The following is an 18,576-nucleotide window of genomic DNA, read 5'->3' on the forward strand; positions in this document are numbered from 1 at the left end:
TTCCAGGCCCCGGACTTCGGAGACGACGACGGCGCGACAGCGCCCGAACCACTCAACAGCGACCGCCACTGACGACAAAACCCCAGCTCAAAGCGGACTGCTACATGCCACGAGAGGGCATGAAAATGCCCCTCACCCGCGATGGTGCCGGGACTGGTCAGAGGTTCGCAGTAATGGCCCGGAAGACGGCCGGGGTCACCCGTTCTTTGACGATCTCGTCGAAGGCGGCGCTGTCCTCTTCCGCGCCCTCGAAGTCGATGTAGTTGAAGCCCACGCCGTTGCTCTGGAACATGAGCGGGCCTTTGCGGCAGACGACGGTCGGTATCTCGTTCTTCGACCTCGCATGGGAGTAGCACTCATCGGCTCCGAACGTCTTGGCGTCCGTTTCCAGGACGACCGCCCGTCGCTGATGCGCGGCTTTGGACTCGGCGACGTACCGGGTGAGCAGTTTCGAGTCGGCCACTGCGAGGATCGCAACATCGAAGGAGCCCCAGCCTTCGATGTGCCCCTTGTACCCGCCGTTCTGCGGCAGCTCGAACGAGTAGTCACACTTGCCGTCGGAGGCGAGCCCGGCGCCCGCCTTCCCGCCGAGGGCGCCCTCCTCAGAGAGCTTGACCCAGTCCGACTCCCGGCTGAACTTCGCCGCCTGCGGCAGTATCGCCTTGATCTCGGCGTCGGTGACAAACGAGCAGGCGTCCGGCCAGCGCGCCGGATTGAGCACGGTGCCGGCGGGCACGTTGATGACGGTTTTCTCCTGTCCGGGTGCCGCGTTCCGGACAGTGATCTCGGCTCCGCAAGCGGTCAGCGCGAGGCACGCCAACACCGTCACCACGCCCACCCGAGTCCACCGTGCGTCCTTCGCACGCCTTCCCTGAGCCATCAGCCCCCCTCTCGATCACCAAGCCGCCTGTCCCCGGACACGGGAGGCCAGGCGGTAGCGAGGTCATGCTTGCATGACGGCACGAACTGATCGAGCCCGTGCCCGACGACATGCGGCGCGAGGACGGGCACCGCGCCTTCGGCCTCATGGAACTTGCCGTACGCGGACCCTGGCGCGGACGGGGTGTCGCACGGCGTCTGCACGAGACCCTGCTCGACGGCATCGGGGCCGAACGGATGCTGCTCCGTGGGAGGGCCCGGACCTCTATGACGTCATGCTGCTCGACCTGCGCTCATGACGCCAGGCACAAGCGATCGCGCGTTGCCGCTGCCAGACAGCCCGGCCGGTGTGTCGTCTACCCGGTCCGTGGGCGTATCGAAGTCCCGCCCCACGTAACCTCTTCCCGTGCCAGCCTCCCGCCTGCATCGCGTCGCCGTCCTTGTGCTCGAGGGGGCCAAGCCGCTCGATGTCGGAATTCCCGCGCAGGTTTTCACGACCCGCGCGAGCATGCCGTACGAGGTGCGGGTGTGCGGGGCGACATCCGGTCTCGTGACCGGTGGCGACGGCCTCGCGTACTACGTCGCCCACGGCCTCGACGCGCTTGCGTGGGCCGACATCGTCTTCGTCCCCGGCTACCGGTTCCCGGACCGCGACGACCCGCCGCAGGCCGTCGTCGGGGCACTGATCGACGCCCACGACCGCGGCGCGCGGCTCGCCGCCATCTCGACGGGCGCCTTCGCGCTCGCCGCCACGGGCCTGCTCGACGGCAGGCGCGCCACGACGCACTGGCACTACACGCGGGCACTCGTGGCCAGGCATCCGCTCGTCCAGGTCGACGAGAACGTGCTGTTCGTCGACGAGGGCAGCGTGCTCACCTCGGCCGGCGCCGCCTCCGGCATCGACCTGTGCCTGCACATCCTGCGCGGCGACCTCGGAGTGGCCGCGTCCAACCACGCGGCCCGGCGTCTGGTTGCGGCCCCCTACCGCAGCGGCGGCCAGGCCCAGTACGTGCCGCGCAGTGTCCCAGAACCGCTCGGCGAGCGGTTCGCCGCCACCCGAGAGTGGGCGCTGCACCGGCTCGGCGAGCCCCTCACCCTCGACATACTGGCGCGGCAGGCGGGGGTCTCGCCGCGCACGTTCTCCCGGCGCTTCGTCGAGGAGACCGGCTACACGCCGATGCAGTGGGTGATGCGCGCCCGCATCGACCTGGCCCGCGAACTGCTCGAGCGCTCGCAGCGCAGCGTCGAGCAGATCGCCGACGACGTCGGGCTCGGCACCGGCGCGAACCTGCGCCTGCACTTCCAGCGCGTCCTCGGCACCACACCGAGCGAGTACCGGCGCACCTTCACCCGGGGCGAGTAACCCGCCCGGCACCGCGTGGCGGGATCCTTTTGAACCGTGGCGATCCCGCCGCTGTCAGCGGCGCCGGCCGCGGGCGAGCCTGATGGCGAAGGGAAGGGACATCACTCATGACTCGCATCGCCATCAACGGGTTCGGCCGCATCGGACGCAATGTGCTGCGCGCACTGCTGGAGCGCGACAGCGCCCTGGAGATCGTCGCCGTCAACGACCTGACGGAGCCCGCCACTCTCGCCCGGCTGCTCGCCTACGACAGCACGGCCGGCCGCCTCGGACGCCCGGTGACCGCCGACGGGGACGCCCTCGTCGTCGACGGCCGTCGGATCACGGTGCTGGCCGAGCGCGAACCGGCGCAGCTGCCGTGGGCCGAACTCGGCGTCGACATCGTCCTGGAAGCCACCGGCCGCTTCACCTCGGCCAAGGCCGCCCGGGCCCACCTCGACGCGGGCGCGAAGAAGGTACTCGTCAGCGCGCCGTCGGACGGCGCCGACGTCACGCTCGCGTTCGGGGTCAACACCGACGCCTACGACCCGGCCGTGCACACGATCGTGTCCAACGCCTCCTGCACCACCAACGCGCTCGCGCCGCTGGCCGCGGTCCTCGACGAACTCGCCGGTATCGAGCACGGATTCATGACGACGGTGCACGCCTACACGCAGGAGCAGAACCTGCAGGACGGTCCGCACCGCGACGCCCGTCGCGCCCGGGCCGCCGGCGTCAACATCGTGCCGACCACGACCGGCGCCGCCAAGGCGATCGGCATGGTGCTGCCGAACCTCGACGGCAAGCTGTCGGGCGACTCGATCCGCGTACCGGTGCCGGTGGGCTCGATCGTCGAACTCAACACGACCGTCGCCCGCGACGTGACGCGCGACGACGTGCTGACGGCGTACCGCGCCGCGGCTCAGGGGCCGCTCGCCGGCATCCTCGAGTACTCGGAGGACCCGCTCGTGTCGTCCGACATCGTGGGCAATCCCGCCTCGTCGATCTTCGACTCGGCCCTCACCCGCGTCGACGGCCGCCACGTCAAGGTGGTCGCCTGGTACGACAACGAGTGGGGCTTCTCGAACCGCGTGATCGACACGCTCGAGCTCCTCGCCACCCGCTGACCGGACGCCGGAGGCGTGCCCCGCCTCCGGCGACCGCGCCGGTCAGTACGCAAGAGCCCACGCCTCGCCGTGCTGGCAGACTGCGGACCGTGAAGCAGTCCGCTCGTCTGCCTTTGACCCCGCGTCCCATGCCCCCGCTCCGCGGCGACGAGTCAATCGTCGGCGTCCCGGACGCAACCGTGGTGGACTTCTGGCGGTTCGCCGTGCCGGACCTCCGTATGAACAACACACGCGGCCTGTTCGCCGAGTTTCTTGTCCACCAGGCGGTCGGCTCCCACAAACCTCGTGTGGAATGCTCACCTGAGGGCGGTTACTCGGACTGACGGGCGAAGCCCGTGCCACAACAGCCTCACAGACCGGCCGGAGGCGTCTCCTCGGGGAGCAGGCACCAGGCCATGTGCCCGGCCAGAAACCTCTCCAGCTCGTGTGCGGCCACGGACTCAGACGGCAGATCGTCTGGGCGAGGTTGGTAGAGAGCGTTCAGTTCGTCCCGCAGTTGTGGGTCCAGCGTGGGCGCCTGGTATCCGTCGATCGTGCCTCGCAGAAACAGCCGGTCGAACAGCCGCACTGCTGGGCTGCGCCCCGACTGGGGGCGCTCGGACACGTGCATCTCCTGCCAGGAGCCGACGTAAAGGTAAGCCGCGCCGGCCAGCGCTTCGGTGAGGGCAGGGGTCGGGTCCTTGAGGTTCCAGTAGACCCGCGCATCGGCCTCGGGCAGGGGCTGTGGGATCGCAGCGAGCCACAGGCGGTAGTCGCTCATCGGCACAGCTTGCCACCCGCCGGCCCAGGACGCGGCGGTGGAGGCCGGCTTGCCGCGTACTGCCTCGCCGGACGGCCACGGTCTGCGCATGCATCGTCGCAACGTCCCTTGGCGCCCAGCCAAGCGCGTCGGCACAGGCGTTGGGTTTGAAGCGCGCCCAACTCGTGTGACACGTGGTCAGCTTGGGTCGTGGAGACCATCATCGCCGGCGCCACAGCCGTTCTGGGAACGACTATCGCCGGCTCTCGGCCTGAGACGATGCTCAGGTATTGGCACCTCGGGCCGTTACCTGCCAGCGGTCGATCACCTCGCGGTCTCGGACGACCAGCAGCTCATCGGCGAGATTCACCGGCGTGCATATGTGGTTGGGGACGACAGCGACCAGCGACCCAAGGCGTGGTCCCCGCACCCCTTCCGGAAGCCGGACAACGGCGTGGTGTTCCCACAGCCCGGTGATGGTTCCCTGCGGGAACTGGGGCAGGTAGCCGTGTCCCGTCACCCAAGGCGACCGGTCGGAGCCGAGGACCTTGCTGCCGACATCAAGCACAACGCGGTCAGGAGCGGGAACGCTGATCACCGTCGCCGCGGCGACCAGCGCCAGATCCTCCACACCGCAGGTGCCGATGGCCAACTGGGTGGCGTCATTGAAGACATAGACACCGGGCCTCAACTCGTTCACCTCTCCCGGCTGCCACTGCCCCACCGTCGGAGTCGACCCGCCGCTGACCACGCGGACGTCGATCCCAAGGCCCCGCAGCGCCTGTGCGGCCTCGCCCAGCGTGCGCTCCTCGTCCCGTGCGGCACGCTCGCGCGCCTGCGCGTCGTGCCCGTAGCCGTGTCCCGGGAACGTGAACACGCCGGCAACATCCAGTCCCGCGTCGACGGCAGCCTTCCCGACCTCACCAGCAGCGTGAGGCTGTACTCCCGTGCGATGGCTCCCGCTGTCGACCTCGACGAGAACCTCGACCGGCCGGGCGCTGCCGCGCAGGGCCTCCCCCAGCCGCTGCGCGCCTTCGACCGACTCGACACCGACTCTCAGGGCAACGTCGTCCGCCAACCGGCGCAGCCGCCGCGCCTTGTCGGCATCGAGCCACACGGGGTAAGCGATGAACAGGTCATCCACGCCGACCCGGGCGAATGCCTCGGCCTCGCTGATCGTGGCCACCGACAGCCCGCGCGCGCCGGCTCGAAGCTGACGGTCCGCGATCTGCGCGCATTTGTGGCTCTTGGCGTGCGGGCGCAGGGCGAACCCTCGGGGCCGCGAAGCCTCGGCCATCCGCGAGATGTTCCTGTCCAGAACATCCGGATCGACCACGAGTGCCGGCGTAGCCAGCCCATCGGGCAGCGATATCGCCATCTCTTGCCTCCCGCCACGGAACACGTCGAGATGATCATGGCAGGTCGACGGACCGGGGCGGGCCACGGGGCCATCACCTCAGACCACACGTACCAATCGAGAGGACCTCCAAAGCGCAGGCCGCGCGGAACTTTCTCGGCGCCGCTCTCCGGCCACTCCAGCCTTGATCGACAGGCGCCGAGGCGTCGGCAGCAGCGGAAGGCGGGTGCCCGGACGACGGCCTGAACGGGATGAGCGGACCATCGACGTCGAGGAAGAGAAAGCCGTGCGAGGGCGCCCGAGGTCGGCCAACGGCGACCGACGCCGACAGCCGACTCCCCGCCACTGACCACGAAACCCCAGGTCAGGGCCCCTCGGATATACGCGTTTCCACCCAGGGGTGGCGGTACGGCAAGATGGGGTGTATCTGCCCACTGCCGTATTCAAGCTGCCGGACGGTTTCTCTTGGCTGAGTTCATTTACACCATGCGCAAGGCGCGTAAGGCGCACGGCGACAAGGTGATCCTCGACGACGTGACGACGAGCTTCTACCCGGGAGCGAAGATCGGCGTCGTCGGCCCGAACGGCGCCGGCAAGTCGACCATCCTCAAGATCATGGCCGGGATCGAGCAGCCGTCCAACGGTGACGCCTTCCTCAGCCCCGGCTACACGGTCGGCATCCTGCTCCAGGAGCCCCCGCTGACCGAGGACAAGACCGTCCTGGAGAACGTCCAGGAGGGTGTCGCCGGGATCAAGGGCAAGCTCGACCGGTTCAACGAGATCGCCGAGCAGATGGCGACCGACTACACCGACGAGCTCATGGACGAGATGGGCAAGCTCCAGGAGGACCTCGACCACGCCAACGCGTGGGACCTCGACGCCCAGCTGGAGCAGGCCATGGACGCCCTGGGCTGCCCGCCCGGCGACTGGCCCGTCGTCAACCTGTCCGGCGGTGAGCGCCGCCGCGTCGCGCTGTGCAAGCTGCTGCTGGAGCAGCCCGACCTGCTGCTGCTCGACGAGCCCACCAACCACCTCGACGCAGAGTCCGTGAACTGGCTGGAGCAGCACCTGGCCAAGTACCCGGGCACCGTCGTGGCGGTCACCCACGACCGGTACTTCCTCGACAACGTCGCCCAGTGGATCTGCGAGGTCGACCGCGGCCGCCTCTACCCCTACGAGGGCAACTACTCCAAGTACCTGGAGACCAAGGCCGCCCGCCTCAAGGTCGAGGGCCAGAAGGACGCCAAGCGGCAGAAGCGGCTCAAGGAAGAGCTCGAGTGGGTGCGGTCGAACGCCAAGGGGCGGCAGGCCAAGTCCAAGGCGCGCCTCGCCCGCTACGAGGAGATGGCCGCCGAGGCCGACAAGATGCGGAAGCTGGACTTCGAGGAGATCCAGATCCCGCCGGGCCCGCGCCTGGGCAGCGTCGTCGTCGAGGTCAACAACCTCACCAAGGGCTTCGGCGAGAAGTTGCTCATCGACGACCTCAGCTTCACGCTGCCGCGCAACGGGATCGTCGGCATCATCGGGCCGAACGGCGCCGGCAAGACGACCCTGTTCAAGATGATCCAGGGCATCGAGGAGCCCGACTCCGGAGCGATCAAGGTCGGCGACACCGTCAAGATCTCCTACGTCGACCAGAGCCGCGAGAACATCGACCCGAAGAAGACGCTGTGGGCGGTCGTCTCCGACGAGCTGGACTACATCAATGTGGGCCAGGTCGAGATGCCCTCGCGCGCGTACGTCTCCGCCTTCGGGTTCAAGGGCCCGGACCAGCAGAAGCCGGCTGGCGTGCTCTCCGGCGGTGAGCGCAACCGGCTGAACCTCGCGCTCACCCTCAAGCAGGGCGGCAACCTGCTGCTCCTCGACGAGCCGACCAACGACCTCGACGTCGAGACCCTCAGCAGCCTGGAGAACGCGCTGCTGGAGTTCCCCGGCTGCGCCGTCGTCGTCTCCCACGACCGGTGGTTCCTCGACCGCATCGCCACGCACATCCTCGCCTACGAGGGCGAGTCCAGGTGGTTCTGGTTCGAGGGCAACTTCGAGTCGTACGAGAAGAACAAGATCGAGCGGCTCGGCCCGGACGCCGCGCGTCCGCACCGCGCCACCTACAAGAAGCTGACCCGGGGCTGATCTTGCGGCACATCTACCGCTGCCCGCTGCGCTGGGCGGACATGGACGCGTACGGCCACGTCAACAACGTGGTGTTCCTCCGCTATCTGGAGGAAGCCCGTATCGACTTCCTGTTCCGCCCGGAGAAGGACTTCAAGCAGGGGTCCGTGGTGGCGCGCCATGAGATCGACTACAAGCGGCAGCTGGTCCACCGGCACACCCCCGTGGACATCGAGCTGTGGGTCACGGAGATAAGGGCGGCGTCCTTCACCATCACGTACGAGGTGAAGGACGACGACGTGGTCTACGTCCGGGCCTCGACGGTGATAGTGCCGTTCGACTTCGAGTCGCAGCGCCCGCGCCGGCTCACCCCGGAGGAACGCGAGTTCCTCCGGGAGTACACGGACGACGAGGAGGAGGCCGTCGCCGCATGACGGTGCTCCACCTGGCCGACGAGGGGGAGGCGGCGGATCTCGCGGCCTTCCTCTCCCGGCTGCTCCACTACGACCGTGGGGCCGCGGTGCGCCTGAAGGCGGCGGGCACCGCCCTGGCGGTGTTCGGGCGGCCGCCGTCCTTCGAGGTGCTGGCCGTGCGCGCGGTGCGGCTGGCCAAGCCGTACGAGGACGGGATCGACGTCACGCTGGACGTGACCGTGTCCGCCGGTGAGCTCCTGGAGTCGGTGGACGAGAAGGGCGCCACGGCCGTCGTGCCGGGCGCGGTGACCGGGCCGCCGTGGGCGGGCGTGCTGCCGCCGCGCGGCGGCTGGCGGCCCGAGCCGGGACTGCCGGCTCCCGAGGCGCTGCGGTCCCTCGTGGCCGCCGCCGTCGCCGAGTTCCGGTCCCGTACGCAGGAGTTGCCGACCGAGCGGCGCACGCGGGCCGAGCTGGACCGGATCGGGCGGGACATCTGGTCCCGTACGGTCGGCGACACCCGGCTCCCGGTCCGCGCCGTGCACGCGGCACAGTCGCTCGGGTTCCTGCGGCCCGGGGTGCCTCTGGGGCTGTTCTCGTCGGGCGCGTGGCTCAGGCTGCGCACGCCGTACGGGTCGGTCGCCGTACGGCAGGCCGGGCTCGGGGCGCTGGACGTCAGCGTCCGCTGACGATCGCCACGCCCCTGCGGGTCAGCCCGGGGCGTTCACCATCGACGCCGCCGCGTACGTCATGTAGTTCCACAGCGTCTGCTCGTACTCCTCGGAGAGCCCGAGCTCCTCGACGGCGACCCTCATGTGCTTCAGCCAGGCGTCGTGCGCCGCGCGGTCGACCGTGAAGGGCGCGTGCCGCATCCGCAGGCGCGGGTGGCCGCGGTTGTCGCTGTACGTCGTGGGGCCGCCCCAGTACTGGATGAGGAACAGCGTGAGGCGCTCCTCGGCCGGGCCCAGGTCCTCCTCGGGGTACATGGGCCGCAACAGCGGGTCCTCGGCGACTCCCTCGTAGAAACGGTGGACGAGCCGACGGAAGGTCTCCTCCCCGCCGACCTGCTCGTAGAAGGTCTGCTCCTGAAGCGTGCCGCGCCGAATCTCTTTCACGCCCTCCATGCTCTCAGACGTGGAGACATAGGACTCAAGGCCTAGGACCGGCCCCGGTGCCCTTACTGTGGGGGTATGGGCGGGCATGCTCCCGACAGGGAAACGGACGGTCTCGCCGCCTCCGAGCGGGCGGCACTGGTGCGCCGGATCGACGCGAGCGGGGCCTGGGCCGCCGACCCGGTGTGGCGGGAGGCGTTCGCGGCGGTCCCGCGCCACCTCTTCGTGCCGTACTACTACGTCGGTGTCGCCGGCGGCTACGAACGCCGGTGGGGCGAGAGCCCCGCCCCCGAGGCGCGCGAGCGGTGGCTGCGGGGCGCCTACGAGGACACCCCGCTGGCGACCCGGCTGCGCGACGGCGAACTGCTCTCCTCCAGCAGCCAGCCGTCCCTGATGGCGGACATGCTGGCCGCGCTGCGCGTGGAGGACGGGAACACGGTCCTGGAGATCGGCGCCGGCACCGGCTACAACGCCGCGCTGCTCGCCCACCGGCTGGGCGACGACAAGGTGACCACCGTGGACCTCGACCCGGAGATCACCGAGTCGGCCCGCCGGCACCTGGCCGCGGCCGGGTACCACCCGGTCGTCGTCACCGGCGACGGCGCCCGGGGCGTGCCCGAGCGCGCGCCGTTCGACCGGATCATCGCCACCTGCGCGCTGAGCACCGTGCCGCGCGCCTGGCTCGCCCAGAGCCGCCCCGGTGGCCGGATCCTGATGCCGCTCGCCACCGGCCTGGTCGTGCTCACGGTGCGCGACGCCGACCATGCCGAGGGCCGTTTCCTGCACACGCCCGCCTACTTCGTGCCGCTGCGCGGCGGGAGCCGGCCCGGGGGCGAGCCGCTCCAGCTGGGCGGCGTACCGCGCCGGGCCAGGGAGGACGACCTGTTCCGTTTCCTGCTGGCCCTGACCCGCGGCAGCCTCGACCCGCAGGAGGCGCACGCGCTGTGGGAGCAGGAGGGCATGCCGCAGCGCGAGCGCTACGGCATCACGGTCAGCGGGGACCGGGAGTGGGCCTGGCTGGACGACCCGGAGGGGCCGTACGCCTGGCCCCTCCCGTCCTGACGAGGCTGCCGACCGGGCTCAGCCGCGGCGGATCGTGATCGTCGTCCAGGCGCCCACGTGCACCCGGTCGCCGTCCTGGAGCGGTACGGGGACGAACGGCTGGATCGGCTCCTCCGAGCCGTTGACCGTCGTGCCGTTCGTCGAGTTCTGGTCGACGACCGCCCAGCTGCCGTCGGGCTGCTGTACCAGCACCGCGTGCTGGTGCGAGACGCCCGGGTCCTCAGGCGGCACCGAGAGATCGATGTCGGGGGTGTCGCCGGTGGAGTGCCGGCGGCGGCCGATCGTGATCTGGTTGCCGGTGAGCGTGCGCTGCTGCTCGGGCGAGTACGCGGGCAGGTTCAGGCCCGCGGCCTCGGGGCCGGAGCGCTGCATCATCGCCATGAAGTACTCGCGGTCCGGGCCGATGGTCGCGGTCCAGGTCGCCGGCCCCTGGGGCTGCTGGGGCTGCTGCGGGAAGCCGCCGGGGCCGGGCGGGGCCTGCGTGGCGCCGGGCTGCGGGTAACCGTAGCCGCCGCCCTGACCGCCACCGGGGCCGGGCGGGGCCTGCGTGGCGCCGGGCTGCGGGTAACCGTAGCCGCCGCCCTGACCGCCACCGGGGCCGGGCGGGGCCTGGGTCGCGCCGGGCTGCGGATAGCCATAGCCGCCGGGACCACCAGGGCCACCGGGCGCGCCGGGGCCGGTGGACGACGGCGGGGAGATCACCCAGTCGTCACCGCCGCCGCCGAAGGGCTGACCGCCCTGCTGCGGACGCTGGGTCTCCTGCGGGAACCCGGGCGGAGCCGGCGGGCCGGACTGCTGGTAGCCCTGCGGAGCTCCGCCGGGGCCACCAGGACCACCGGGGCCACCGGGGCCACCGGGGCCACCGGGGCCGGGCGGCGGCGGGACCGGCCGCGAGGGGTCGGCACCGAATCCGGGCGGACCGGGAGGACCACCGGGGCCGCCTGGACCACCGGGGCCGGGACGGCCGCCAGGGCCGGGAGCACCGCCGGGCCCACCGGGGCCGGGACGGCCCGAGGGGTCGCTGCCGAAGGGCGGGATCGGCTCGGCCGGACGGTTGATCTGCGACGGGCGGGAGCCCTGGTACTCGTACGAGTCACCGCCGCCGTACGACGGACCCGACGGGCCGCCCGGACCGGGCTGGCCCGGCGGCTGGAAGCGCACGCCCGGGCCGGGCGCCGGCGGGGGCGGGGGCGGGGCGGCGGGGGTGTACGAAGTCGCCGTGTTCGTCAGGAAGTTCCACCGGCACTCCTCGCAGAACGGTGCGCCGCCCTCACGCGGCGTACGGCACTGCGGGCAGAGCTCCGGCTCGGCGTTCGGTACGGCGGACAGGTGCGGAGGGCGCCCGCCGGGCTGGCCACCGGGGCCGCCGGGAGGCCCACCCGGGCCGCCGGGGGGCGGGAAGCCGTAGCCGCCGCCGGGCGGGGGCGGCGGGGGAGGAGGCGGAGGCACGGCACCCGCCATGCGGTGACCGCAGACCTCGCACCAGTCGTCGGAACCCGACTGGTGTCCGTTCGGGCAGGTCGGCATGTCGGCGCGTCCCTCCTTCGATTCCTTCTAGGTCACTTCTTCACGCGAACAGTCTTGGTGGACCGGGTCTCGAGCGTCATCTCGTCGGCCTCTTCGACCTTCGCCTTCAGTCGCACAGTACCGGTCGCGGCGTCGACCACGTCCACCACCTTCGCAAGCAGTTTCGCAGTATCGGCGTTCCCGGAGGCACTCGCGAGCTGAACGGCCCGGCCCAGTTTGGCCGTTGCTCCGTCCATGTCTCCCGATTTGCGCAGATCGAGCCCTTGCTGGATGACTTGCGCCAGTTCGGCCTGCCCGGTGTAGTGGGCGACTTGGGGGTTGATCGACGTCGAGGCGACCATGTCGTCCGTCCACACGGCACGGACCAGGCCCTGCGCGCCGAGGTTCTGGACGGTGCCGTCGGGCTGCGGAATGACCAGTGAGATCCGGGCCGCCAGCATCTCCTGCCCGATGTTCGCGGCCGGGACCTCGACGCAGACGTGGTAGTCACGGGACTCGTCTCCCCAGGAACCAAGGGGGTAGTCGCCGGCGCGCGGGCCCGCCTCGGTGCGCCGGCCGGTCAGCTCCTCGACCGTGGGCGCGACCTGCTTGACGAACTTCACAGTGGTGTCGACCGGGGTCCACAGCCGCAGGGAGACGTCCGCGACCTCCTTGCCCATCGCCGTCTCCATCATCTGCTTGAAGTCGGCGGCGAGCCCGGCCGGGTCGGCGACGATGTCGGCGGTGCCGAGCAGGGCGGAGGCGATCCCTGTGACTTCTTTCACTTCCCAGTCGGTGCCCACGCCGCGCGCGTCACAGGTGAAGCGCCCCGCGCACGCGTCGAGCGCGGCCTTCAGGTCCTGGGGCGACTCGTGTTCGTTGCGGCCGTCGGTGAGCAGGATGCCGTGCCGGATGGCGACGTCGGCAGAGGAAAGCAGGCGGTCGGCCAGTTTCAGCCAGGTGCCGATGGCCGTGCCGCCGCCCGCGCTGAGCGAGCGCAGTGCCTGTTTGGCCTGCTCGCGGGTGGTGGCGTCGGCGACCGCGAGGCTCCCGCCGCCCGGGTAGACCTCCTTGGCCACGTGCGTCCCGCCGATCACGGCGAAGTGCACGCCGTCGCGCAGGGTGTCGATCGCGGCGGCCGTGGCGTCGCGGGCGTTGCGCATCTTGGTCGCCGGGTAGTCCATCGACCCGGAGCAGTCGACCATGATGGCAACGGCCGCGGACGGGCCCTGGCCGGGCGAGAAGAGGTGGGGCGCCGATACCGCGCTGCCGATCGTGCCGCCGCCGGTCGCCGTCACCGTGACGATGGCGTTGACCTCGCCGGCGCCCTCCGGCAGGTACTCGTTCTGGTAGACGTCCACCGAGAACTGGGGCGCGTTCGACTTCGAGAAATTGGCCATGCCTGCTTCGATCCCCCTCGAAAGCCCCCACCGGAGCGGGGTGATGACGGTAGGCGGACCGGTCCCCTCCGGTCCGCTGAGGCATCCCCGTAACGCGGCCTCAGGCCGATCCTGCCCCCTGGGAGACGGCCGGGAACGGCACGAGGGCCACTGTTACGTTGTCGTGGCCCCCGCCGTCCAGGGCGTGGCCGACGAGCACCCGGGCGCTGTGCAGCGGGTGCGTGGCGGCGTCGAGCGGGACGACCCGGGCCATCTCCTCGGCGGCCTCCGCGTAGTTCCACAGGCCGTCCGTGCAGACCACGACCACGCCCGGCCGGTCGGGCTTGAACGCGGCGGTGTGCGGTTCCAGTTCGTAGGCGTCCGCGCCGAGCCAGCCGGTGATCGCGTGGGCGCGCTCGTCGGCGTAGGCCTCGGCCTCGCTCATCAGGCCCGCGGCGACCATCTGCGCGGCCCATGAGTCGTCCTCGGTGAGCCGGGCGGGGGGTGCGCTCCGGTCGACCGGGACCCAGTAGGCGCGGCTGTCGCCGACCCAGCCGACGATCAGCAGGCCCGAGGTGACCACGGCGCCGACGATGGTGCACGCGGGGGCGTTCTGGTGGGGGGCGTGCTCGCGGGCCGTGGCGGGTTCCGCGGCGAGCGAGTTGACCGCGCGCGAGGCGGCGATGATCGCGTCGTGCATCGCCTGCTGCGGGTGCGTGCCGCGCGGCAGGGCGGCCAGCAGTGCCTCGCTCGCCGCCTTCGACGCCGCCATCGAGGCGTCGTCGGGGCGGGTCGCCGAGGAGACGCCGTCACAGACGATGGCCACGGAGGCGGGTGAGCCGTCCTGCAGCGCGGTGCTGCCGATGGCGAACGCGTCCTCGTTGCGGTGGTGGCGCAGGCCGCGGTCGCTGACCGCGGCCACCGGGCCGGACTCCTGCTCCATGTGGTCCCGTTCGCGCGGCTGGGCGTGGCCGCAGTTCTCGCAGTAGCCGTCGTCGTCCACGCGGCCGGCCCGGCAGGCCACGCAGACCTTGCCGCCGGCGCCCGCGGCCTGGGCCGCCGGGTCGGCGGACACCCGTGGGTCCGGTGCCTGGAGGAGGTACTCGTCGGGCTGCTGTGCCTGGTAGGTCTCGGACTGTGCCGGATATCCGTCGGGTTGTGGTGCGTAGCCGCCGGGCGGCACGGGGTGCCCCTCGGCGCCGCCGGGCGGCACGGGGTGGTCCGCGGCCTGGGGCGGACGGTCGAAGCGGACGCCCGCTGCCGGGGCCGGCGGGGCGCCGGGGGGCGGTGGTGTGTCCGGGGGCAGCGCGGAGCCGCCCGAGTCCGTGCCCTGGTCCGTCGGCAGATGCGCCGCTTGCGATCCGCCCGCGCCGTCCAGGCCGGGGGCGGGCCAGCCCGCACCGGCGGGTGGCACCGACGGCGGCGGCACGGGATACGCACCGGTGGCCGGAACGCCCTGCACGGGCACCGAGCCGTTCATGGTGATGGTCGGGTTGTCCTGAGGCCGTGCCGGCACGGCGGACAGGTCGTATCCGCACGCGCCGCAGAAACGGTCACCCGATTCGAGGGGTTCCTCGCAACTCGGGCAGGCGGACAACTGGGGCATCTGCGACATCAACTACACCCACGTCCGGGGGCGGTAACGATTGGCACGTTCCACCAGGTCGATCCTCTCCTCGCCGCCACGCGCCAGCCGGGCCAGCGTGCGGTACGAGCGTTCCAGGCCGAAACGCAGGCCCCGCTCGTCCAGGCCGCTGCCGAGCAGCGTCCGTCCCCCGGCGGCGGGAGGGGCGGAACCCTGGCCCCCGGAGAGTACCCAGTCCAGCGCGCAGCCGAGGACTTCGGCCGACAACCGCTCGCGCCGCGCCGGGTCCAGACCGTACGCCTCCAGGGCCTCGACCTGCGCCGCGGCGGCCGTGAGGTCCTCCAGGAACGGTACGTCCGAGGCGGTCGCCGTGCGTTGCCGCAACCGCGCCCGGACGGCGGCCACGCGCGCGGCCGTGTAGTGGATGGAGGACTCCGGGACCGACTCCAGCGTCCGTACGGCGCTGCGCCGGTCCCCGGTCGCCAACTGCACGCGGGCCAGCCCGAACGCGGCGCTCACATAGCTCGGGTCGGTCGCCCACACCAGCCGGTAGTACTCGGCGGCGTTGTCGAGCTGGCCCAGCACCTCCGCGCACAGGCCCAGCGCCAGCTTCGGCGCGATCTCGCCCGGGAAGGCGTCGTAGATCGCGTCGAAGGCGAGCGCGGCGCCCTCGTCGTCGCCCGTCACCAGCGAGGCCACGCCCCGGTACCAGACCACCCGCCAGTCGTCGGGCCGCTCCCCCTCCAGTGTGACCAGCGCCTCCAGCGCGGCGGCCGGATCGCCGGTCTCCAGCCAGGCCCGGATCTGCCGCAGTCGCGTCTCGATCGACGGGGCCGGAGCCGCCGCGAGGGCGCCGAGCAGCTCGGCCGAGGCGGAGGTCATCAGGCCCGCCAGGAAGCCGGCGTTGGGGTCGGACGGGTCGACGCGGGGGACGGGGAGGGCGAGGGCGGCGGCGGGAGTGTCAACGGGTTTGACGAGGCTGTGGGGGTTGGGGACGCTCTGCGCGCCACCGTGGGGTTGGGAGGGGACAGCGGGCAGCGCCGCAGCGGTCGCGGAACGGCCCCGTTTCCGCACCACCCTCGCCCCGAGCCGCGACACCTCACCGTCCAGCCTCGGGAACAACTCCGTGTCCGTGACCCGCAGCTCGGGCCCGAACAGCGTGGACAGGGCGGGCCGGGCACGGCCCGTCTGCAGGGAGACGACCTCCCGCAGGACACCGGTCAGCTGCTCGGCCATCTCCTGCGCGGAGGCGAACCGGCGGCCCGGGTCGGGGTCCGTGGCGCGGACCAGGAGGCGGTAGAACGACTCGTACTGCCGGAAGACCTCGATGTTGTCCGGGTCGGGCAGCAAGTCCGCGTAGACGTTCGTGTAGCCCTGGAAGTCGAAGGTCAGGACGGCGAGGGTGCGGGCGACGGTGTAGAGGTCGCTCGCCACCGACGGGCCGGCCTCGGCGACCTCCGGCGCCTGGTACCCGACCGTGCCGTAGATGGCCGACTCCTCGTCGTCCATCCTGCGCACCGCGCCCATGTCGATCAGCTTGAGCTGGTCCTCGGTCTGGATGGCGTTGTCGACCTTGAAGTCGCAGTACAGCAGGTTGCGGCTGTGCAGATGGCCGAGCGCCTCCAGGGCCTCCAGGCCGTAGGCGCAGGCCTGCTCCACCGGCAGCGGGTCGCGCCTGCCCTGCGGTGTGCGGCGGGCGTTGGCGATCTCCTTCAGCGACTTGCCGCCGACGTACTCCATGACGATGTAGCCGTCGAGGGAGCCCGTGCGCTGGTCCAGGTGCTCGACGAAGTTGTAGATCCGCACGATGTTGGCGTGCTCGATCTCCGCCAGGAAGCGCCGCTCGGAGATCGCCGCGGCCATCGCGTCCTGGTCGCCGGTGTCCAGCAGGCCCTTGAGGACCACCCAGCGGTCGGAGACCGCCCGGTCGACGGCCAGGTAGATCCAGCCCAGACCGCCGTGCGCGAGGCAGCCCACCACCTCGTACTGGCCGTGCACGACGTCCCCGGCCTTCAGCTTCGGCACGAACGAGTACGGATGGCCGCACTTGGTGCAGAACCCTTCCGTACGCCCCGGACGGTCGCCGCGCGCCCGGCCCACCTGGGCGCCGCAGTCCGAGCGCGAGCAGAACCGCTTCCGCTCGGGCACCTCGGGGTTGTCCAGGACCATTTCGCGCGGGTCGGGCCGCGGGATCGGCGGGACCTGGACCAGCCCGGCGCCCAGCCGGCCCCGGGACGAGGACCCGGCGGCGGAGCCGGAGCTGCGCACCGACACCGAACGGCCCGTCGCCTTGCCCGACAGGGAGCGCGAGAGGCGACCCGACACCGAGCGGCGGGACTTCGACGACTGGGACGACGTACGGGAACTGCGGCTGCTGGGGCGGGAGCTGCCGCTGCCCCCCGAACCGCGGGAGCCGCCCTTGCCGCCGGCGGTGATGCCGGTGGGGGGTGACCCGACCATGCCGTTCGGGGCGACGACCGGGGCGAGGCCGCAGGTGTCGCAGTACAGTTCGCCGCCGCCCACGTCTTCGTACGTGCCGGTGCAGGTGGGGCGTTGACATGTGCGTGCCTCACTCATGGACTCCCCCTTGTCGCTCATGCGTCCGGCCCCCTCCGGTCGTCCTCGGGCACACCCTGGTCCGGCACCCGCGGGCCGCCGAGCAGTTCCGCGGCGGCCTGCTGGTAGCGCAGCACGGCCTGTTCGGCGGCGCGCAGGTCGCAGGGGGCGCTCCAGAGCATGCGGCGGGCCTTCTCGTACCGCTCCACCAGCAGCGTGTCCTCGGCGAAGCCGTGCCGGGCGACCTTCGCCTTGTACGCGTCGAGACGGCCGCGCAGCTCGGCGCGGACCGCCAGGGGCGCGGTGACCGCGGTCAACGACTCGCGGGCGCGCAGCAGTTCGTCCTCCGCCTTCTGCTCCAGCGACTCCAGGAGCGGGGACAGGCGGTGCCACCGGGCCTGTCTGCGGTACTCCGCGGCCGCCGCCAGCTGCTCCTGCAACGCGGTCGGCGGTCCGCTGACGACCGGCACCTCCGTCGCCGCGATCTTCGCCAGGACCTCGCCGCGAGCGGTGCGCGCCTCGGCGAGCGTACGGTCCGCGCGGCTGAGGACGTCCCGCAGCTTGACGATCCGCTTCTCGGCGTCCTGTCGCACCGTCAGAACCGCGTCGATCTCCCGGCGTACGTCCTCCAGGGCGCGCGCCTCCCGGTCGTACACCGTCGTGTCCGGCCTGCCGCCGCCCGGAGCCGAACTGCCCTCCGCGGGCTGCCAGAACGCCAGCGGGTCCGACACCACCTGCTCGCGCAGCTTCGTGAGCGTGCGGGTGATGCGCTCCAGGTCGTCGCCCGCCGGGTGCTCGCCGGGGCGCACGCCGACCGAGTGCGCGAGCCGGCGGGTGCGCTGGAGCTCGGCCGCCAGCAGATCGATCCGGGCCGGCAGCGCCGACCAGACCGCGTCGGCCGCGACGACCAGGTCCAGGCTCGTCGCGTACAGCTCGTTCATCCGGTCGACGAGGGTGGCGAGCGAGTAGCGTTCGCTGAGCTTGTTCCCTGTGCCGTACAGCGTGGGGGCGTTGGCCGTCGCGGTGGCGCTGCCCGCGACCGTGACCGACTCGCCGTTCAGCAACTCGGTCAGCTCCACCAGGTCCTCGCGGCTGGACCAGCGGCGGCGGGCGCGGATCTCCCGGGCGGTGCGCAAGGCGGCCGTGTACGCGTCGAAGTACGTCCACAGCAGCGTGATCGACGCCTCCGTGGACGTCCAGCGCTCCTGGGTGACGCCGGTGAGCTCGGCGCCCTCCAGGAGTCTGCGGCCCGCGTGGTCCTGGAGGGCGAGGAGCGAGGTCTCGATCGCCTCGTGCTCCGCGCCGAGCCGCGCCAGCGCACGGTCCACCTCGTCCCGGTCCATCACCGGCCCGGTGGATCCCGTGACGCCCATCGATCACCTCTCGCTGCGGTTGTGCCGGTCGGGGGGGCGG

At 71.7% G+C, this 18,576-nt stretch carries 16 protein-coding genes and 1 pseudogene; 8 read left to right on the forward strand and 9 right to left on the reverse strand.

Going from position 1 to position 18,576, the window contains the following annotated elements:
* Positions 1–157 precede the first annotated feature (157 nt).
* Entirely contained in the window at positions 158–838 is a 681-nt protein-coding gene (locus ACIBNA_RS03595) for a hypothetical protein (RefSeq protein ID WP_399163627.1), read from the reverse strand.
* Between the two features lie 125 nt (positions 839–963).
* Between ACIBNA_RS03595 and ACIBNA_RS03600 the strand changes: the two are divergent.
* The 4 genes and pseudogenes from ACIBNA_RS03600 to ACIBNA_RS03615 form a co-directional block, all read left to right on the forward strand.
* Positions 964–1,125: pseudogene (locus ACIBNA_RS03600) on the forward strand (GNAT family N-acetyltransferase); the annotation flags it as partial.
* Between the two features lie 160 nt (positions 1,126–1,285).
* Positions 1,286–2,242 carry a GlxA family transcriptional regulator gene (locus ACIBNA_RS03605; RefSeq protein WP_399163628.1) on the forward strand — a complete coding sequence of 319 codons (957 nt, stop codon included), beginning with the start codon at positions 1,286–1,288 and terminating at the stop codon, positions 2,240–2,242.
* 107 nt (positions 2,243–2,349) lie between these two features.
* Positions 2,350–3,348: a type I glyceraldehyde-3-phosphate dehydrogenase gene (gene gap, locus ACIBNA_RS03610; RefSeq protein WP_399163629.1), complete on the forward strand. Its 999-nt coding sequence runs from the start codon at positions 2,350–2,352 to the stop codon at positions 3,346–3,348.
* 128 nt (positions 3,349–3,476) lie between these two features.
* Complete coding sequence (locus ACIBNA_RS03615) at positions 3,477–3,671, forward strand: hypothetical protein (protein ID WP_399163630.1); 195 nt, start codon at positions 3,477–3,479, stop codon at positions 3,669–3,671.
* A 26-nt stretch (positions 3,672–3,697) separates the two neighbouring features.
* Here the strand turns inward: ACIBNA_RS03615 and ACIBNA_RS03620 are convergent, their stop codons facing one another.
* Together ACIBNA_RS03620 and ACIBNA_RS03625 are read right to left on the reverse strand one after the other, a co-directional pair.
* Positions 3,698–4,108 (reverse strand): hypothetical protein, encoded by a 411-nt coding sequence (locus tag ACIBNA_RS03620; RefSeq protein ID WP_399163631.1) that lies wholly within the window; start codon positions 4,106–4,108, stop codon positions 3,698–3,700.
* 262 nt (positions 4,109–4,370) lie between these two features.
* Complete coding sequence (locus ACIBNA_RS03625; protein ID WP_399163632.1) at positions 4,371–5,465, reverse strand: alanine racemase; 1,095 nt, start codon at positions 5,463–5,465, stop codon at positions 4,371–4,373.
* Between the two features lie 444 nt (positions 5,466–5,909).
* Here ACIBNA_RS03625 and ettA point away from each other — a divergent pair, with 444 nt between their 5' ends.
* From ettA to ACIBNA_RS03640, 3 genes are read left to right on the forward strand one after another with little or no spacing between them, the layout of a single operon-like run.
* Positions 5,910–7,574: an energy-dependent translational throttle protein EttA gene (gene ettA / locus ACIBNA_RS03630; RefSeq protein ID WP_399163633.1), complete on the forward strand. Its 1,665-nt coding sequence runs from the start codon at positions 5,910–5,912 to the stop codon at positions 7,572–7,574.
* A 2-nt stretch (positions 7,575–7,576) separates the two neighbouring features.
* A complete protein-coding gene (locus tag ACIBNA_RS03635; RefSeq protein ID WP_399163634.1) occupies positions 7,577–7,987 on the forward strand; it encodes an acyl-CoA thioesterase in 411 nt (136 codons plus the stop codon).
* Entirely contained in the window at positions 7,984–8,652 is a 669-nt protein-coding gene (locus ACIBNA_RS03640) for a hypothetical protein (protein WP_399163635.1), read from the forward strand. The genes ACIBNA_RS03635 and ACIBNA_RS03640 overlap by 4 nt, the downstream gene beginning before the upstream one ends.
* A 21-nt stretch (positions 8,653–8,673) precedes the next feature.
* Here the strand turns inward: ACIBNA_RS03640 and ACIBNA_RS03645 are convergent, their stop codons facing one another.
* Complete coding sequence (locus ACIBNA_RS03645) at positions 8,674–9,087, reverse strand: globin (RefSeq protein ID WP_399163636.1); 414 nt, start codon at positions 9,085–9,087, stop codon at positions 8,674–8,676.
* A 66-nt stretch (positions 9,088–9,153) separates the two neighbouring features.
* On the opposite strand from ACIBNA_RS03645, the gene ACIBNA_RS03650 reads away from it, so the two are divergent.
* Positions 9,154–10,137 carry a methyltransferase domain-containing protein gene (locus ACIBNA_RS03650; RefSeq protein ID WP_399163637.1) on the forward strand — a complete coding sequence of 328 codons (984 nt, stop codon included), beginning with the start codon at positions 9,154–9,156 and terminating at the stop codon, positions 10,135–10,137.
* Positions 10,138–10,155: 18 nt separating this feature from the next.
* Here ACIBNA_RS03650 and ACIBNA_RS03655 read toward each other — a convergent pair whose 3' ends face one another.
* The 5 genes from ACIBNA_RS03655 to ACIBNA_RS03675 all read right to left on the reverse strand — a co-directional run bounded on the left by ACIBNA_RS03655 (position 10,156) and on the right by ACIBNA_RS03675 (position 18,536).
* The gene (locus ACIBNA_RS03655; RefSeq protein ID WP_399163638.1) at positions 10,156–11,664 is read right to left on the reverse strand and encodes an FHA domain-containing protein; all 1,509 of its coding nucleotides are present in this window, start codon (positions 11,662–11,664) and stop codon (positions 10,156–10,158) included.
* Between the two features lie 32 nt (positions 11,665–11,696).
* Positions 11,697–13,043, reverse strand: coding sequence for a VWA domain-containing protein (locus ACIBNA_RS03660; RefSeq protein ID WP_399163639.1), 1,347 nt, complete (start codon positions 13,041–13,043; stop codon positions 11,697–11,699).
* A gap of 100 nt (positions 13,044–13,143) precedes the next feature.
* Positions 13,144–14,637 (reverse strand): PP2C family serine/threonine-protein phosphatase, encoded by a 1,494-nt coding sequence (locus tag ACIBNA_RS03665; RefSeq protein WP_399163640.1) that lies wholly within the window; start codon positions 14,635–14,637, stop codon positions 13,144–13,146.
* A 3-nt stretch (positions 14,638–14,640) separates the two neighbouring features.
* Complete coding sequence (locus ACIBNA_RS03670; RefSeq protein WP_399163641.1) at positions 14,641–17,184, reverse strand: tetratricopeptide repeat protein; 2,544 nt, start codon at positions 17,182–17,184, stop codon at positions 14,641–14,643.
* 17 nt (positions 17,185–17,201) lie between these two features.
* The gene (locus ACIBNA_RS03675) at positions 17,202–18,536 is read right to left on the reverse strand and encodes a hypothetical protein (RefSeq protein ID WP_399163642.1); all 1,335 of its coding nucleotides are present in this window, start codon (positions 18,534–18,536) and stop codon (positions 17,202–17,204) included.
* Positions 18,537–18,576: the final 40 nt, after the last annotated feature.

The organism is Streptomyces sp. NPDC050164 (assembly GCF_044459945.1).
Taxonomy (GTDB): domain Bacteria; phylum Actinomycetota; class Actinomycetes; order Streptomycetales; family Streptomycetaceae; genus Streptomyces; species Streptomyces coeruleorubidus_A.